The sequence below is a fragment of the Arthrobacter sp. Ld5 genome, from assembly GCF_051172775.1.
GTDB lineage: Bacteria > Actinomycetota > Actinomycetes > Actinomycetales > Micrococcaceae > Arthrobacter_D.
The window spans coordinates 73,159-88,626 of record NZ_JBPKBO010000002.1 but is presented as its reverse complement, the minus strand read 5'-3'; the positions used below and the strand labels follow the sequence as shown (position 1 = coordinate 88,626).

14 protein-coding genes are annotated in these 15,468 nt (G+C 69.8%); 9 read left to right on the top strand and 5 right to left on the bottom strand.

Annotated features, from left to right (window positions below; genetic code table 11):
* Positions 1–25 precede the first annotated feature (25 nt).
* From ACSGDB_RS00790 to ACSGDB_RS00770, 5 genes are all read left to right on the top strand, one after another.
* Positions 26–1,312: an ABC transporter substrate-binding protein gene (locus tag ACSGDB_RS00790; protein WP_434992033.1), complete on the top strand. Its 1,287-nt coding sequence runs from the start codon at positions 26–28 to the stop codon at positions 1,310–1,312.
* A gap of 1 nt (position 1,313) precedes the next feature.
* Complete coding sequence (locus ACSGDB_RS00785) at positions 1,314–2,237, top strand: carbohydrate ABC transporter permease (RefSeq protein WP_434992032.1); 924 nt, start codon at positions 1,314–1,316, stop codon at positions 2,235–2,237.
* A complete protein-coding gene (locus tag ACSGDB_RS00780; RefSeq protein ID WP_434992029.1) occupies positions 2,237–3,136 on the top strand; it encodes a carbohydrate ABC transporter permease in 900 nt (299 codons plus the stop codon). Before ACSGDB_RS00785 ends, ACSGDB_RS00780 begins: the two co-directional genes overlap by 1 nt.
* Before the next feature lie 71 nt (positions 3,137–3,207).
* Entirely contained in the window at positions 3,208–4,917 is a 1,710-nt protein-coding gene (locus ACSGDB_RS00775; protein WP_434992173.1) for a glycoside hydrolase family 13 protein, read from the top strand.
* A 399-nt stretch (positions 4,918–5,316) separates the two neighbouring features.
* A complete protein-coding gene (locus ACSGDB_RS00770; protein WP_434992027.1) occupies positions 5,317–5,850 on the top strand; it encodes a DnaJ family domain-containing protein in 534 nt (177 codons plus the stop codon).
* Here the strand turns inward: ACSGDB_RS00770 and ACSGDB_RS00765 are convergent.
* The 4 genes from ACSGDB_RS00765 to ACSGDB_RS00750 all read right to left on the bottom strand — a co-directional run bounded on the left by ACSGDB_RS00765 (position 5,847) and on the right by ACSGDB_RS00750 (position 11,125).
* Complete coding sequence (locus ACSGDB_RS00765; protein ID WP_434992171.1) at positions 5,847–7,841, bottom strand: glycosyltransferase; 1,995 nt, start codon at positions 7,839–7,841, stop codon at positions 5,847–5,849. The genes ACSGDB_RS00770 and ACSGDB_RS00765 overlap by 4 nt on opposite strands.
* Before the next feature lie 221 nt (positions 7,842–8,062).
* Entirely contained in the window at positions 8,063–8,746 is a 684-nt protein-coding gene (locus ACSGDB_RS00760) for an NADPH-dependent F420 reductase (protein ID WP_434992025.1), read from the bottom strand.
* Positions 8,747–8,780: 34 nt separating this feature from the next.
* Positions 8,781–9,521 carry a response regulator gene (locus ACSGDB_RS00755; protein ID WP_434992023.1) on the bottom strand — a complete coding sequence of 247 codons (741 nt, stop codon included), beginning with the start codon at positions 9,519–9,521 and terminating at the stop codon, positions 8,781–8,783.
* Positions 9,518–11,125 (bottom strand): ATP-binding protein, encoded by a 1,608-nt coding sequence (locus tag ACSGDB_RS00750; protein WP_434992021.1) that lies wholly within the window; start codon positions 11,123–11,125, stop codon positions 9,518–9,520. Before ACSGDB_RS00750 ends, ACSGDB_RS00755 begins: the two co-directional genes overlap by 4 nt.
* 183 nt (positions 11,126–11,308) lie before the next feature.
* Here ACSGDB_RS00750 and ACSGDB_RS00745 point away from each other — a divergent pair, with 183 nt between their 5' ends.
* From ACSGDB_RS00745 to ACSGDB_RS00730, 4 genes are read left to right on the top strand one after another with little or no spacing between them, the layout of a single operon-like run.
* Positions 11,309–12,316: a Bug family tripartite tricarboxylate transporter substrate binding protein gene (locus tag ACSGDB_RS00745; protein ID WP_434992020.1), complete on the top strand. Its 1,008-nt coding sequence runs from the start codon at positions 11,309–11,311 to the stop codon at positions 12,314–12,316.
* A 3-nt stretch (positions 12,317–12,319) separates the two neighbouring features.
* Positions 12,320–12,859 (top strand): tripartite tricarboxylate transporter TctB family protein, encoded by a 540-nt coding sequence (locus ACSGDB_RS00740; RefSeq protein WP_434992019.1) that lies wholly within the window; start codon positions 12,320–12,322, stop codon positions 12,857–12,859.
* Complete coding sequence (locus ACSGDB_RS00735) at positions 12,852–14,483, top strand: tripartite tricarboxylate transporter permease (RefSeq protein WP_434992017.1); 1,632 nt, start codon at positions 12,852–12,854, stop codon at positions 14,481–14,483. The genes ACSGDB_RS00740 and ACSGDB_RS00735 overlap by 8 nt, the downstream gene beginning before the upstream one ends.
* Positions 14,480–14,875 carry a universal stress protein gene (locus ACSGDB_RS00730; protein ID WP_434992015.1) on the top strand — a complete coding sequence of 132 codons (396 nt, stop codon included), beginning with the start codon at positions 14,480–14,482 and terminating at the stop codon, positions 14,873–14,875. Before ACSGDB_RS00735 ends, ACSGDB_RS00730 begins: the two co-directional genes overlap by 4 nt.
* Here the strand turns inward: ACSGDB_RS00730 and ACSGDB_RS00725 are convergent.
* Positions 14,872–15,327 carry a DUF2231 domain-containing protein gene (locus tag ACSGDB_RS00725; RefSeq protein WP_434992169.1) on the bottom strand — a complete coding sequence of 152 codons (456 nt, stop codon included), beginning with the start codon at positions 15,325–15,327 and terminating at the stop codon, positions 14,872–14,874. The genes ACSGDB_RS00730 and ACSGDB_RS00725 overlap by 4 nt on opposite strands.
* Positions 15,328–15,468: the final 141 nt, after the last annotated feature.

The window sequence follows — 15,468 nt, the reverse complement described above, 5'->3', positions numbered from 1 at the left end:
AACACCGCACGAAGGAGAGCCTGTTGTGAAGCTTCCACCCGGCCCCGCGCCGCGCGCCGTCCGATGCCTGGTCGGAGGGACGGCACTGGCGCTGGTCCTCTCCGCCTGTACGCCCCAGGACGACGTCGTCACACTGGATTTCTTCCAGTTCAAGCCCGAGGCGGTGGCGAACTTCGAGGCCATCATCGACCGGTTCGAGGCGGAGAATCCCGGCATCCGCGTGGTGCAGAACCACGTCCCCGACGCCGACACCGCGATCCGCACGCTGCTGGTGAAGGACAAGACCCCGGACGTCCTGACGCTCAACGGCAACGGACGGTACGGGGAGCTCGCCGAAGCGTGCGTGTTCGCCGATCTCTCCGACCTGCCCGTCGTCGAGCAGGTCCGTCCGGCTGTCAGCGACATCGTCAGCGAGCTCGGCTCCTGCAGCGCTGACGAGGTGAACGCGGTGCCGTTCTCGAGCAACGCGAGCGGCATCCTGTACAACAAGGACCTCTTCGCGCAGTACGGCGTCGAGGTCCCGACCACCTGGGACGAGTTGCTGGCCGCCGCCCGGACGTTCGAGGACGCCGGCGTTCCGCCGTTCTACACCACCCTCAAGGACGCCTGGACCGTGAGCCCGGCCTTCGTGAACCTCGGCGGGGCCCTGCAGCCCGAGGACTTCTTCGACCGGCTCCGCGCCGAAGGATCCGAGGTGGCGTCGGGTGAGGTGTCCTTCTCCAAGGACTACCCCGAAGCCATGGAGAAGCTGACGACGCTCTACGGCTTCGGACAGGACGGCGCCGCGAGCCGGGACTACAACGCGGGCAACGCGGCTTTCGGGGCGGGGGAGTCCGCGATGTACATGCAGGGCAGCTACGCCATCCCCGCGATCCGCGCCTCGAACCCGGACGCCAACATCGGGTCCTTCCCCTACCCGGCCACCAACTCGCCGGAGGACAGCGTCGTCGTGTCCGGTGTGGACGTCGCCGTGTCGGTCGGACGCGACACCGAGCATCCCGCGGAGGCGCGGGAGTTCGTCGAATTCCTCATGTCGCCGGAGGTGGTGCAGCAGTACGCGCAGGAGCAGAGCGCCTTCTCCCCGCTCGCCACGGGGGCCGACGCCACCGACCCGGCGCTGGCCGGCCTCGCGCCGTACTTCGAGGACAACCGGATCATCGGGTTCATCGACCACCAGCTACCCGCGAGCCTGCCCCTCCCGCAGTACCTGCAGGAGCTCGCGCTCGGCGGCTCGGTGGAGGACTTCCTGTCCGTCATGGACCGCGAGTGGAGCAAGATCGCCGCCCGCACCATCCCCAACGAGAAGGACTGACATGAGCACCGAAGTGAGCCGACCCGCCCGCCGGGGCACGCCGCCTCCTGCGCTGCGGCAGGACCGGCGGGTGCCGAGGGCCTTCTACCTGATGGTCCTGCCCGCCCTGGCGCTGTTCGCGGTGTTCCACACCCTGCCATTGCTCACGGGCATGTTCTTCAGCCTCACCAACTACGCCGGGTACGGCGAGTGGTCCTTCGTCGGTCTGCGGAACTACGCCAACCTGTTCGGCGACGACCGCATCTACGGCGCCTACGGGTTCACCTTCCTCTTCGCGATCGTGTCCACGATCGCGGTGAACATCATCGCGCTCGCGGTCGCGATCGCCCTCAACGGGCGGATCCGCTTCAAGACCGGGTTCCGGGGGATCTTCTTCATCCCGAACATCCTGTCGATCCTGATCGTCGGGTACGTCTTCAACTACCTGTTCTCGAACTCCGTGCCGGCGATCGCCGAGGCACTGGGCATCACCTCCCTGACCACGAGCATCCTCGCGAGCCCGGACACAGCCTGGATCGGCGTCGTGATCCTGTCCGTGTGGCAGGCGGCAGCGTTCAACATCATCATCTACCTCGCCGGGCTGCAGACCATCCCGACGGAGCTCTACGAGGCGGCCGCACTCGACGGCGCCACCCCGTGGAAGCAGTTCACCTCGATCACCTTCCCGATGATCGGTGCGTTCTTCACGATCAACATGGTGCTGAGCCTCAAGAACTTCCTGCAGGTGTTCGACCAGATCATCTCGCTCACAGCGGGCGGGCCGGGCACCTCGACCGAATCGATCTCCGTGCTGATCTACCGCGGGGGCTTCCAGGGCGGGGAGTACGGCTACCAGACCGCCAACGCCGTGATCTACCTGTTCGTGATCATCGCCATCTCATTCATCCAGCTGCGCATCCTTCAGCGCCGGGAGGCCTCGTTCTGATGACCGCCACATCGCAATCCGCGAGCCGCCGCGTGCTCGCCGACGCCCGGCCCGACGACGTCGCGCAGGTCCACCGGCCGGACCGCCGCCAGGTGAACTGGTGGCTGACCGCGCTCGTCGCGGTCTGCTCCCTCACCGTGCTCATCCCGCTCTACCTGACCGTGGTGACGGCGCTCAAGACGCCGGACCAGCTCGGCGGGACGGGCTTCGGGCTGCCGACGTCGGCCCGCTGGGAGAACTTCGCCGAGGCATGGACGCTCACGAGTTTCCCCCGGGCACTGCTCAACACCGGCCTGGTCACCGTGGGCGCGGTGCTGCTGACGCTCCTGACCAACTCGATGGTCGCCTACGCGATCGCGCGCAACCTGCACCGCCGGTTCTTCAAGGGCCTGTACCTCTACTTCATTGCCGCCCTGTTCGTGCCGTTCCCGATCATCATGCTGCCCGTGGTGAAGCAGACCGCCATCCTCGGACTCGACAACCAGCTGGGCTTGATCCTGCTCTACACGGTGTACGGGCTGTCGTTCAACATCTTCGTGTACGTCGCCTACATCCGGTCCATCCCGCTGGAGCTGGAGGAGGCCGCACTGACCGACGGCGCCTCGACCTGGACGGTCTTCTGGCGCATCATCTTCCCGCTGCTGGGCCCCATGAACGCGACCGTCGGCATCCTCACGTGCCTGTGGGCCTGGAACGACTTCATGCTGCCCCTGGTCATCCTCTCCGAGTCGTCCGCACAGACCCTGCCTCTGGCACAGTTCATCTTCCAGGGCCAGTTCAATACGAACTACTCGGTGGCATTCGCCTCCTACCTCATGGCAATGGCACCGTTGTTGATCGTGTACATCTTCGCGCAGCGCTGGGTCATCTCCGGCGTGATGCGCGGATCCTCGAAGTAACCCCGTCCGAACGACCAACGAAAGGGACCACCTTCGTGACCTCTACCGTCAATCCCGCCACCGACTCCGCCGTGGACGCCACCGCCGGACTGCCCGACGACGCGCTCGCGGAACGCATGCAGGATCCGGACTGGTGGCGCCAGGCCGCCGTGTACCAGATCTACCCCCGGAGCTTCGCCGATTCCAACGGCGACGGTATCGGTGACCTGAAGGGCATCACGTCCCGCATCCCGTACCTCAGGTCCCTCGGCGTGGACGCCGTCTGGCTCAGCCCCTTCTACCCGTCCGCGCTCGCCGACGGCGGGTACGACGTCGACGACTACCGCGACGTCGACCCCAAGCTGGGCACGCTCGAGGACTTCGACGAGATGGTCGCCGCCCTGCACGCGGCCGGCATCAAGCTCGTCGCGGACATCGTGCCGAACCACACCTCCGACCGCCACGAGTGGTTCAGGGAGGCGCTCGCCTCGCCCAGGGGCTCCGCCGCCCGTGCCCGCTACATCTTCCACGACGGGAAGGGTCCCGACGGGTCGGAGCCGCCGTCGGACTGGGACTCCGTGTTCGGCGGGCCCGCGTGGGAGCGCATCGAGGACGGCCAGTGGTATATGCACATCTTCGCCCGGGAGCAGCCGGACCTGAACTGGGACAACCGGGAGGTCCGCGACGACTTCCTGAAGACCCTCCGCTTCTGGTCCGACCGCGGCGTGGACGGCTTCCGCGTCGACGTGGCGCACGCGCTCACCAAGGACATGACCGAGCCGCTGCCGTCCAAGGCCGAGCTCGGCCCCGAGGGCGGCAACAACCGGGGCAAGCACCCCTTCTGGGACCGCGACGAGGTCCATGAGGTCTTCGCGGAATGGCGCACCGTGTTCAACGAGTACACACCGCCGCGCACCGCCGTCGCCGAGGCCTGGGTCCACGCCGACCGCCGCGCCCGCTACGCCAGCCCCGAGGGGCTCGGCCAGGCGTTCAATTTCGACCTCCTCAAGGCCGACTGGAACCCCGGCCAGTTCCGCGACATCATCACCAAGAACCTCGCCGAGGCGACCGCGTCGGGTGCGTCGTCGACCTGGGTCTTCTCCAACCACGACGTCGTCCGCCACGCCACGCGCTACGGCCTGCCGCCGGTCGGGGACGACGCCTCGGAGGGCAAGGCCGGGCAGGGCGGCCAGGGCGGTCAGGACGGCTCGGCCTGGCTCATGAGCGGCGGGCAGGAACCCGCCCTGGATCGTGCGCTCGGCGAGCGGCGGGCCCGCGCCGTCTCCCAGCTCATGCTCGCGCTGCCGGGCTCCGCCTACCTGTACCAGGGCGAGGAGCTCGGCCTGCACGAGGTCGCCGACATCCCCGACGAGCACCGGCAGGACCCCACGTTCTTCCGCAACAGGGGCGTCGACGTGGGCCGTGACGGCTGCCGCGTCCCGCTGCCGTGGACGCGGGACGGGGAGTCGTTCGGCTTCGGGTTCCAGGGTGCGCACCTGCCGCAGCCGGCGTGGTTCGGCGAGTACGCCGTCGAGGTGCAGGAATCCGACCCCGCCTCGAACCTCAGCTTCTACCGCCGCGCGCTCGCGCTGCGCCGTGATCTGCAGGGCGAGGAGGACTTCGAGTGGGTCGACGAGCCCACCGCCGACGTCCTGCACTTCACGCGCCCGGGCGGCTGGCACTCGGTAACCAACTTCGGGTCGTCGCCGGTGGACCTGCCCGAGGGCACCGTGCTGCTGAGCAGCGCACCGCTCGAGGACGGCAGGCTGCCGGGGGACACGACCGCCTGGCTCGTCCGGTAGGTCCCGACGCCCGACGACGGCGGGTCGCCCTGTGCGGGGGCGCCCCGCCGTCGTCGTCCCTGCGGGCGTTCCGCCGCGGCGGGTGGCCAGACCCGTGGTGCAGTTACCCCGGGTCTGCACCGCCGCGCCGGGTGTCCGCCCCCGCGCCGGGTGTCCTCGCGCCGGGTGTCCGCCCCCGCGCCGGGTGTCCGCCCCCGCGCCGGCCGTCGGCCGGATGACCCCGGAGCGGGCCGTTCGTCCGCAGGGGAATCGGTTGCGACCGGATTCGGTGCCTCGGAATACTGGGGGGACGGCATACGCGAGGGGGAGGGCGGCGTCATCGGCAGGTCACAGGAACACGAGGAACGGCTTCGCAAGGCCGCCCAGTACCGTGCTGCCCAGGGCGACGAGGGCGCCGCCATGGCGGAGCTGGAACGCCAGAACGACGACGGGCCGCCGGCGGACGGCGAGATGGCGCCGCTGCGCCAGGGTGAGGACGAGGCCAGACGCGCACGCCTCATCGTCGACCGTGCCGTGGCGCGCGGCGACTTCGACAACCTGTCGCTCGCCGGCAAACCCATCCCCGGCCTGGGAGAGGCCCACGACCCCGACTGGTGGGTCAAGGGCCTGATCCAGCGCGAGAACATCACCGGCCTGGGCCCCCGCGCCATCCTGCTGCGCGCCGAGGACGCCGAACTCGACGGCCGCCTCGACCGCCAGTACACCGAGCGCCAGGTCCGCGACCTCCTCGAGGACTTCAACTACCGCGTGGTCGACGCCAGGCGCCAGCTCCTCGGCGGCCCGCCCGTCATCACGAAACTCCGCGACGTCGACGCCGAGGTGCAGCGCTGGCGTGAGCGGCGGGCGGAAGCCCGCCGCGCCGCCGAGGCCGCGGCCCCGCCGGCCCCGCCGAGGGCATCGTTCTGGCGGAGGCTCTGGCGGGGCGGCACCTAGTTCGGCGCTGCCCCGGCGTCCTGCCGGGCCTTCGCCGCCGCGATGTCCGCCTGGTAGTGCTCGTAGCCGCGATAGCGGACGGCCTCGATGATGACGCTGAAGATCACGAGGTCGAAGACCACCCATGCGATGTTGACGGACGTCCCGAGGATGTCCGCGTGCCCGAGGGACAGACGGACGACGCCGACGACCGCCGCCGCGGCCAGCAGCCCCATCGCCCAGAGCTGTGGCTTCACGAGGTCCCAGCGCAACGCGCCGTCCTGCTGCAGGGTCTTCGGCGTCACCGCGAAGTCCAGGTCGCGGCCCAGATAGACGTTGCCGAACGCCGAGGTGATGGACCGGATCCAGACGGGGAACAGGGCGAGGGAGTACTGCTGCCCCCGCCAGGTCCTGACGCCCTTGCCGACGACGGCGAACAGCAGCTGGTTGACCAGCAGGAACGGGATCAGCCGGACGAAGAACTCCGTGCTGATGGAATTCACCGGGAGGACGCCGAAGAGAAGGTAGATGATCGGCGCCGCGATGTAGACGATCGCCGCGAACCCGGAGAGGTAGCTCCACATCGTGGCCCCGTACATGAGCTTCTGGGCGAAGGACAGGCCCTTCTGGGCGAACGGGTTCTCGCGGAACATCACCTGCATGGTGCCCTGCGCCCAGCGCAGGCGCTGGGTCAGCATGGAGCTGAGGTCCTCGGGGGCCAGCCCGTCGGCGAGCTTCTCGTGGTGGTAGGCCGACTCCCACCCCAGGGCGTGCAGCCGCATGCACGTGGCCATGTCCTCGGTGACGGAGATGGTGGCCATCGGCATGACGGCCTGCGCCTCACCGGAGCGGTCGGCGTCGACCGACTCGATGAGCACGCGCACGGCGTCGATCGCCGCAAGCGGGGACCAGGAGCGTTGGGCCAGCTGGTCGAGGGCGGTGTCGTCGACGACGGCGAGGCCCATGGCGCCCGCGCCCTGCACGGTGTCGTCCAGGCCCTCGATGCCGAGGTCGGCCAGGGAGGCCAGGTCGTCGTGGAACGCGGCAATGTCCCGGGCCACCAGGGTGCGGGTCACCGCCACGACCCGCTGCTGGAACTCGTAGGTCACCTCCGAGATGCCGTCGCCCCTCTGCAGGCGACGGCGGACCCGGCGGAGGTCCTTGGCCACCAGGTCCAACGCCTCGGCGACCCGCTCGTTGTCCGCGCCGAGGTTCTTCTTGGCCTTCGCAATGACCCGGTCGGAGGTCCTGAGCGCCTTGTGGAGGGCGAGCTCGATCTCCGTGACGTAGCGGGAGACCCCGAGCTGCATGAGCGCCTCGCGGCGGATGACGGCGTTCGAGCCGCAGAAGAACGCGGCGTTCCAGCCGTCCTTGCCCTGCTGGATGGGCCCGTAGAAGAGCGGCGCCTGGCTTCCCAGGGGGTCCGAGTCCGGCACATTGACGAAGACCTGCGGGGTCTGGACGAGGGCCATCTTCTCGTTGGTGAAGTACCCGAGGGTCCGGTCGAGGAGGAGTGGGTCGGGAATCTGGTCCGCGTCGAGGATGACCAGGAACTCGCCGTCCGTGGACATGAGGGCGTTGTTCAGGTTGCCGGCCTTGGCGTGCCGGGGCATGTCCTTCCAGTCCGCCGAGCGGGTGATCCACCCGATGCCCTCCGCGTCCGCGGCGGCCCTGACGTCGGCGCGGTTGCCGTCGTCGAGGATCCAGGTCCGGTGGGGGTAGCGGATGGCCTTCGCGGCCCGCGCCGTGGTCAGGACGAGGTCGAGCGGCTCGTTGTAGGTGGTGATGAAGACGTCCACGGTGAGGCCCGCGGGCGCCTCGGGTGGCTCGCGCCGTTTGAGCCGCCACACGGTGAACCCGAACAGCAGCGAGTCGATCAGGGAGTACGTCTCCGCGAGGACCAGGGGGATGGCGATCCACCAGGCGTCCCAGTTGATCGAAAAGAGCCACCGCCAGGCGATGTAGTTCACGCCGAGGACCGCCGTCACGAGCACGATGGCCCGGATCAGCAGGGCGCGGCCCCCGAAGGAGTCCCTCCCGCGTGAGGGCTCGACGTTCGGATCCCTTGTTCCTGTCCCCACAGCAGCACATTCCACTTCTGCTTCGTGCACCCAGGCACTGTCGGTGACTTATGTGCGCCGGGTCGGCCGCACTGAGACGCTCACCGGGTCACGGAGGACCATGAAGCACTGGAACCAAAGTACCCGAGGGAACACCGGGCGGCCGGGTGGCGCTACATGTCGGCGTAGCGCCTGGCCCGGCCCAGCGCCTCGCGCAGGCCGTCGGCGTCGAGCACGGCCCCGTAGGCGGGCGTGTCACGCTGGAACCGCCAACCCTCGGCGAGGGCTCCGGCGTCCACGGCGTCGAAGCCGAACTCGTCGAGGAGCCCGACCACGGCCTGCTTCGCGTCGGAGTCGTCCCCGGCGATGGGCAGGGCGCGGCGCCCGGGTGTGCCGGCGGGCGTGCCGTCGGTGGTGAGCTGCGCGAAGTGGATGTTGTTGAACACCTTCACCACGGAGGATCCGGGAAGGTGGCGCTGCACGAGGCCGCTCGTCGTGGTGGTCTCGTCCTCGAGTTCCTCGATCCGGCCGTCACGCTCCGGATAGTAGTTGCAGGTGTCGATGACCAGTTTGCCGGCGAGGGGCTCCACCGGGACCGCGTCGACGCTCTTCAGCGGGACGGTCACGACGACGACGTCGCCGTCCTTCGCCGCGTCCTCGGCCGTGCCGGCGCGGGCGGCGTCGCCGAGCTCGGCCACGAGGTCCTGCAGCGTCTCGGGGCCCCGCGAATTGCTCATGATCACCCGGTAGCCGTTGGCGACGGCGAGGCGGGCGAGCTGGGATCCGATGTGGCCGCTGCCGATGAAGCCGATCGTGCTGCGGGGGACGACGGCCTGGTTCGTGGTGTTCTCACTCATGCCTTGCACAACCTCCCGGGGGCGGCGTTATTCCTCACCCGGGCGGGGGTGTCCACACGTAGAACTTCTCCGGCCGGCCCGCGGATCCGTACTGGGGGACGATGCGCGCCTGCCCCCGCGCGACCAGGAACTCGAGGTAGCGCCGGGCGCTCACGCGCGCCATGCCGAGCCGGGCCGCGACCTCGGACGCCGACGTGCCCCGGCCCTGCCCCGCCAGGTCCAGCACGACGGCGTCGAGCGTCGGCGCGGAGAGGCCCTTCGGCGGTGCGATCGTGGTGGTCGCGGCCGGCGTCACGCCCCCGCCGGTCCCCGTCGTCGTGCGCAGGAGCTGGTCGATCCGCTGCTGGTCCAGCGCTGCCGAGCTGTCGCCGGCGTGGGCGTCGAGCTCGCGCCGGTACGCCACATAGTGGTCCAGCCGCTGGTTCAGGACCGCGGCGCCGAACGGCTTCACGAGATAGTGCAGCACCCCGCCGGCCACCGCGGCCCGCACGGTGTCGAGCTCGCGGGCCGCGGTGATCGCGACGACGTCGAGGGGCTCTCCCGGCCGGTTCCGCAGCGCCCTGAGCACCTCGATGCCCGACATGTCCGGCAGGTGGATGTCCAGCAGGACGAGCCGTGGCTGCAGCTCCTCCACGAGCTCGAGGGCGTGCGCTCCGGTATGCGCCGCCCCGACGACGTCGAAGGCGCCGTGGGCCAGCAGGAACCCGGTGTGGATGCCGGCGACCTCGCGGTCGTCGTCGACCACGAGGGTGGGGATCAGCCCGGCGGTGCTCACGGCACCTGCAGGGTGGCGCGGGGGACATCGGCGGAGGAGGGGGCGAGCCAGACCGTGAATTCGGCGCCGCCGAGCTCGGCGTCGTCGACGACGACGTGCCCCGAGCGCCGGCGGGCGATCCTGTCAACGAGCGCGAGGCCGAAGCCGCGCGTACCGGCCCGGCCGCCGTCCTTCGTCGAGTAGCCGGAGGAGAAGATACCGGCGGCGTCCTCGGGCCGGACACCGGGCCCGTCGTCGGAGACCGTGATGCGCACGCCGTCGTCGGTGGTCGCGAGGTGCACCCCGACCCGGCCGTGACCGCCGTCGGCCACGGCCTCCAGGGCGTTGTCGATCAGGATCCCGAGGACGGTGACGACGTCGGTGGTGCCGTCGGGCGCGAGCGTCGAGGTGTCGTCGATGGACAGCGTGATGCCCTTCTCCGCGGCGATGGTGCTCTTGGTCATGAGCAGGCTCGCGGCGTCCGCGTCCCGGATGCCCGGGGCGATCGAGCCGGAGACCAGCGCCCCGCCGTGCCCGGACCGCGTGATGAAGTCGACGGCCTGTTCCGTGCGGCCGAGTTCGAGCAGGCCGGAGATGGTGTGCATGCGGTTGGCGAACTCGTGCGCCTGGGCGCGGAGGGCCTGCGTGGCGTCGCGCTCCCCGTCGAGGTCGGTGAGCAGCTGGTGCAGCTCGGTGCGGTCGCGAAGGATCATCACACGCCCCACGCGGACGCCGTCCACGAGCGCGTCGGAGGTCCGGGCGAGCAGCACGCGCTCCCCGGAGAGGACGGTCTCGTCGGTGTCCGCCGGATCGGTGAGGAGTCGGGCGAGGGCAGGTTCCACGACGTCCGCGGCGGGCCGGCCGGTGGCGTCGTCGTCGAGGTCGAGCAGCCGCTTCGCCTCGTCGTTGAGGAGCGCGATCCGCTGCTGTGCGTCGACGGCGACCATGCCGTCGCTGATCCCGTGGATCATGGCGTCGCGGGTCTCGAGGAGGGAGGCGATCTGCTCGGGCTCGAGCCGGTAGATGCGCCGCCAGACCAGCCGTGAGACCCAGATCGCGCCCGCCGACCCGACCAGCGCGGCGACGATCAGCCAGGCGAGCAGGCGGGGGAGGTCCTCGTACAGGTCGGCGTCGAGCTCGGCTTCGAGGACGCCCACCGACGCCGTGCCGATGATCTCCCCGGTGGTGGCGCCGCCGGCGTAGACGGGGACCTTCACCCGCCAGGATTCGCCGAGCGTGCCGGTCTGCGTTCCAACGAAGACCTCCCCGGAGAGCGGGACGGAGGGATCGGTGGAGACGGGCTCGCCGATCAGGTCCGGGTTCGGGTGGGAGTACCGGATGCCGTCGGCATCGGTGACGACGACGTACGTCACCCCCGTGGACTGGCGGATGAGGTCGGCGATCGGCTGGATGGTCGCGCTGGGGTCGGCCTGGTCGAAGGCCTCGACCACGGAGGGCAGCTGCGCGACGGACTGGGCGACGCCGACCATGCGGTCCTGGTACTGCTCCCGGATCTGCAGGCGCTGCATCGCGACGGCGGTGGATCCCGCGACGGCGACGATCACGAGCACGACGGCCAGCTGCAGCAGGAACAGCTGCGATCGAAGCGGCATCGTCCTGACCATCCCCATAGTGTGACACGCGCGGACGCGTCACAGGCCTCCGCTTCCCCCGGGTGCCCGTGACCACAAAGACCACTACGAGCACTACGACCGCATGCTTTACCCTCGTCCCGGCGGCTTCCTAGCCTGAGACCAGCAGTGGTGACCCGCATCACATCCGCACCCCTCTCAAGGAAGAGAACACCCATGACGATCGATCGCACAACGGCGCGCCGTTCGACCCTCACCGCCCTTGCCCTCGTCTCCGCGCTCGCCCTCTCCGCCTGCGGTTCCATGACGGAGAGCACCACAGCAGGGGACGCGGACGCGACCATCGACAAGCTCAACATCGTGGTCCCCGCCGATCCGGGCGGAGGCTGGGACCAGACCGGCCGGGCCATGGAGACCGACCTCAAGGAGAACGACCTCGTGGGCAACGCGTCCGTCGTCAACGTCGGCGGCGCCGGCGGCACCAACGGCCTCGCCAAGCTCGCCACCGAGACGGACCCGAACACCCTCATGGTCATGGGCTACGTCATGGTCGGCGCCGTCGAGACCAACAACGCGGCCAACCGCATCGAGGACACGACGCCGATCGCCCGCCTCACCGAGGAGCCCCTCGTGATCGTGGTGCCCGCAGATTCGCCCTACCAGACCGTGCAGGACCTGCTCGACGACATCGAGGCCAAGGGCCAGGGCGTCTCCATCACGGGCGGTTCGGCCGGCGGCGCGGACCACATCCTCGCCGGATCCGTCCTGAAGGAGGCCGGCATCGCGGCCGACAACCTCAACTACATCCCCTACTCGGGCGGCGGCGAATCCCTCGCGGCCCTGCTCGGGAACAAGGTCAATGCCGGCATCTCGGGTGTCGGCGAGTACGCCGAGCAGGTGAACTCGGGCAAACTGCGTGCCCTCGCGGTCTCCGGCGAGGAGGCCGCACCGCAGCTTCTCGACACCCCCACCCTCACGGAGGAGGGCATCGACCTGGTGCTCACCAACTGGCGCGGCGTCGTCGCCCCCGGCAGCGTCGACGACGCGCAGGCCGAGGCCCTCACGCAGCTCGTCACCGACCTGCACGCCACCGACACCTGGAAGGCCACCCTCGAGGAGAACAACTGGGCCGACGCCTTCCTCGCGGGTGAGGAGTTCGAGGCCTTCCTCGACGAGGACATCGCGAGCGTCAAGACGACCCTCACCGACATCGGGCTGCTCTAGGCCATGAGTACCTCGGTTCAGAACGCGGGGAGCGGCACGGCGGCCGCTCCCGGGAAGCCGATCGGCGAGCTGGTCTTCGCGCTCATCATCGTGAGCATCGGCGTGCTCGGTTTCGTGGCGGGCGCCGGCATCCAGACGCCTCCGTCGGCCAGCGACATCGGGCCACGGGCCTTCCCGTTCGCCGTCTCCGCGCTGCTCCTCGTGGTGGGGGCGGGCCTGGTGTTCCAGGTGCTCCGCGGCCACCGGGGTGCGGCGGACGAGGGCGAGGACGTGGACCTGGAGGCCAGGACCGACTGGCTGACCGTCGGGAAGCTCGCGGGGTTCGTGCTGCTGCACGCCTTCCTCATCGTCCCGCTCGGCTGGCCCCTCGCCGCCGCCATCCTGTTCTTCGGTGCGGCCTGGTCCCTCGGCGCCCGGCCGTGGTGGCGCAACCTGGTCACCGCCGTCGTGCTGGCGCTCGTGCTGCAGTTCGTCTTCGCCGGACTCCTCGGCGTGTCGCTGCCGCCGGGCTTCCTCGAAGGGTTCGGTGTGTTCGGTGGATAACTTCTTCCTGCTGATGGAGGGCTTCGCCACGGCGATGCAGCCCATCTATCTGCTCTTCGCGCTGGGCGGCGTGCTCGTCGGCACCGCCGTCGGGGTCCTGCCGGGCATCGGCCCGGCGATGACCGTCGCGCTGCTCATGCCCATCACCTACAGTCTCGAGCCGACGGCGGCGATCATCGTCTTCGCCGGCATCTACTACGGCGGCATGTACGGCGGATCCACCACCTCGATCCTGCTGAACACGCCCGGGGAGTCGTCCTCGATCGTCACGGCGCTCGAGGGCAACAAGATGGCCAAGGCCGGCAGGGGAGCGGCAGCGCTCGCGACCGCGGCGGTCGGCTCGTTCGTGGCGGGCACCATCGCCACGGTCCTGCTGAGCTTCGTGGCACCGTACGTCGCCGCGTTCGCCGTGCAGATCGGCCCCGTCGAGTACGTGGCCCTCATGGTCGTCGCGTTCCTGACGGTCGGTGCGCTCCTCGGATCCTCCGTGCTGCGCGGCCTGGCGTCGCTCGGTCTCGGCCTGTTCATCGCCCTCGTCGGGTTCGACGCGCTCACCGCCCAGCAGCGCTACACGTTCGGCAGCCCGTTCCTGGCGGACGGGATCGACGTCGTCCTCGTGGCCGTCGCGCTCTTCGCCGTGGGCGAGGCGCTCTACGTGGCCTCCCGCCTCCGGCACGGCCCCATCAAGGTCATCCCGGTCACCGGCGGCTGGACCAGCTGGCTCCGCAAGGAGGATCTCCGACGCTCCTGGAGGCCCTGGCTCCGCGGCACCCTGATCGGGTTCCCCGTGGGCACCATCCCCGCGGGCGGTGCCGACGTCGCGACGTTCCTCTCCTACGCCTCCGAGCGCAAGCTCGCGAAGGGCGAGCACAAGAAGCAGTTCGGCAAGGGGGCCATCGAGGGCGTCGCCGGTCCGGAGGCGGCGAACAACGCCGCAGCGGCCGGTGTGCTCGTGCCGCTGCTGACGCTCGGCATCCCGACGACGGCGACCGCCGCCATGATGCTCGTCGCGTTCCAGCGCTACCAGATCCCTGTCGGGCCGCAGCTCTTCGAGTCCAACAGCACGCTCGTGTGGGCGCTCATCGCAAGTCTCTACGTCGGCAACCTGATGCTGCTCGTGCTGAACCTGCCGCTCGTGGGCATCTGGGTCAAGATCCTCCAGATCCCGCGGCCCTACCTGTATGCGGGCATCCTGGTGTTCGCGGTGCTGGGGGCGTTCTCGGTCAACTTCACGCCGATCGACGTCATCATCCTGCTGATCGTGGGCATCCTCGGGTTCTTCATGCGGCGCTTCGGCTATCCGATCGCGCCGATGGTGGTGGGGCTGATCCTGGGGCCCATCTTCGAGAGCCAGCTGCGGCGGTCGCTCGCGATCTCCCAGGGGGATCCCGTGGCGCTCGTGCAGTCGCCGGTCGCGGCGACGATCTACGTCGTGCTGATCGTCATCTTCGCGCTCTCCCTCCTGCTCAAGCGGCGGCAGCGCCAGTTCGAGGCCATGGTGGCTGCGAACGCCGACGCCTCCGCCGTCGTGCGGAGCACGGCATCCGACTCCGCGTTGGCGGATGCGGTCCCGACCACCGCGACGTCCGCGGACCCGACCGATCGAGAGGACACCGGCCGATGAGCACGATCGTGGTGGGCTACGTGCCCAACGCACTCGGGGAGGCCGCCGTCTCCGAGGCCGTCGAGGAGGCGCGGCGCCGGCAGGCGGACCTCGTGGTCATCAACACCACGCGCGCCGACCGCCTCGTGAACCCGGCCTATGCGGACGACGATGACGTCTCGAAGCTCGATGCCCTGCTCCGGGCCACCGGGGTGCCGTTCTCGGTCCGCCACAGCATCTCCGAGGCCACGGCGGCCGAGGAGGTCGTGGACACCGCGGAGGAGCTGGGCGCCGAGCTCATCGTCATCGGGCTGCGGCACCGGACGCCGGTGGGGAAGCTGATCATGGGCTCGACGGCGCAGACCATCCTGTTGTCGGCGCGCTGCAACGTCCTGGCGGTCAAGCTGCCCTAGCGGGGGCTTCCACCGTCGAGAGACTCCGTGCGCCGGGCGGTCCCTCGACTGAGGGCGAGATGGCCACCGAGGAAACCGGCTCCCGCCATGACGGCGTTCCCCGCGAGGCCGAGTCTCGTGCCGAGGGCGAAATGATCCCGCCTGCGGGCGATCAGCGACCCCAGGAGGAGGAAGACGGCGATGTCGGTGCCCAGTGCGTGGACCGCAGCGATCCGGCGCTCGGTTCCTTCCATGCCCGCCCAGTCGCCGGCGCCGGAGATCGCCGTCGGCACGGACGCCACCACCCCGGTGCCGACCAGCAGTGTGGCACTGCTGCGGGCGGATTCTCCACCACCCAGATCGAGGATGGATGCACTCAGCCAGCACCCGAGCGTCACGTCGGTAAGCACAGGATGGATCGAGTGGCCCAGAACGCCGGTGTGGAGGGGGCTCCGCCGTGCCCAGCCGATCACCGGGCCGTAGATGATTTCCTGTGCCCGGGCCACCTTCTCCGACACAGGGCTGGCCCCGACGGACCTGGCTATTCGCTGCGGAAACGGCAATTCCTTCACGCTGCAGGACGCTAGGCGCGCTCGGCACGGCAGGACAGGGCC

What these genes read in the sequence shown, in the direction of transcription:
- ACSGDB_RS00730 (WP_434992015.1), top strand. Translation starts at nt 14,480, where the DNA reads ATGAGCACGATCGTGGTGGGCTACGTGCCCAACGCACTCGGGGAGGCC.
- ACSGDB_RS00750 (WP_434992021.1), bottom strand. Translation starts at nt 11,125, where the DNA reads ATGGTCAGGACGATGCCGCTTCGATCGCAGCTGTTCCTGCTGCAGCTG.
- ACSGDB_RS00780 (WP_434992029.1), top strand. Translation starts at nt 2,237, where the DNA reads ATGACCGCCACATCGCAATCCGCGAGCCGCCGCGTGCTCGCCGACGCC.
- ACSGDB_RS00745 (WP_434992020.1), top strand. Translation starts at nt 11,309, where the DNA reads ATGACGATCGATCGCACAACGGCGCGCCGTTCGACCCTCACCGCCCTT.
- ACSGDB_RS00785 (WP_434992032.1), top strand. Translation starts at nt 1,314, where the DNA reads ATGAGCACCGAAGTGAGCCGACCCGCCCGCCGGGGCACGCCGCCTCCT.
- ACSGDB_RS00740 (WP_434992019.1), top strand. Translation starts at nt 12,320, where the DNA reads ATGAGTACCTCGGTTCAGAACGCGGGGAGCGGCACGGCGGCCGCTCCC.
- ACSGDB_RS00770 (WP_434992027.1), top strand. Translation starts at nt 5,317, where the DNA reads ATGGCGGAGCTGGAACGCCAGAACGACGACGGGCCGCCGGCGGACGGC.
- ACSGDB_RS00760 (WP_434992025.1), bottom strand. Translation starts at nt 8,746, where the DNA reads ATGAGTGAGAACACCACGAACCAGGCCGTCGTCCCCCGCAGCACGATC.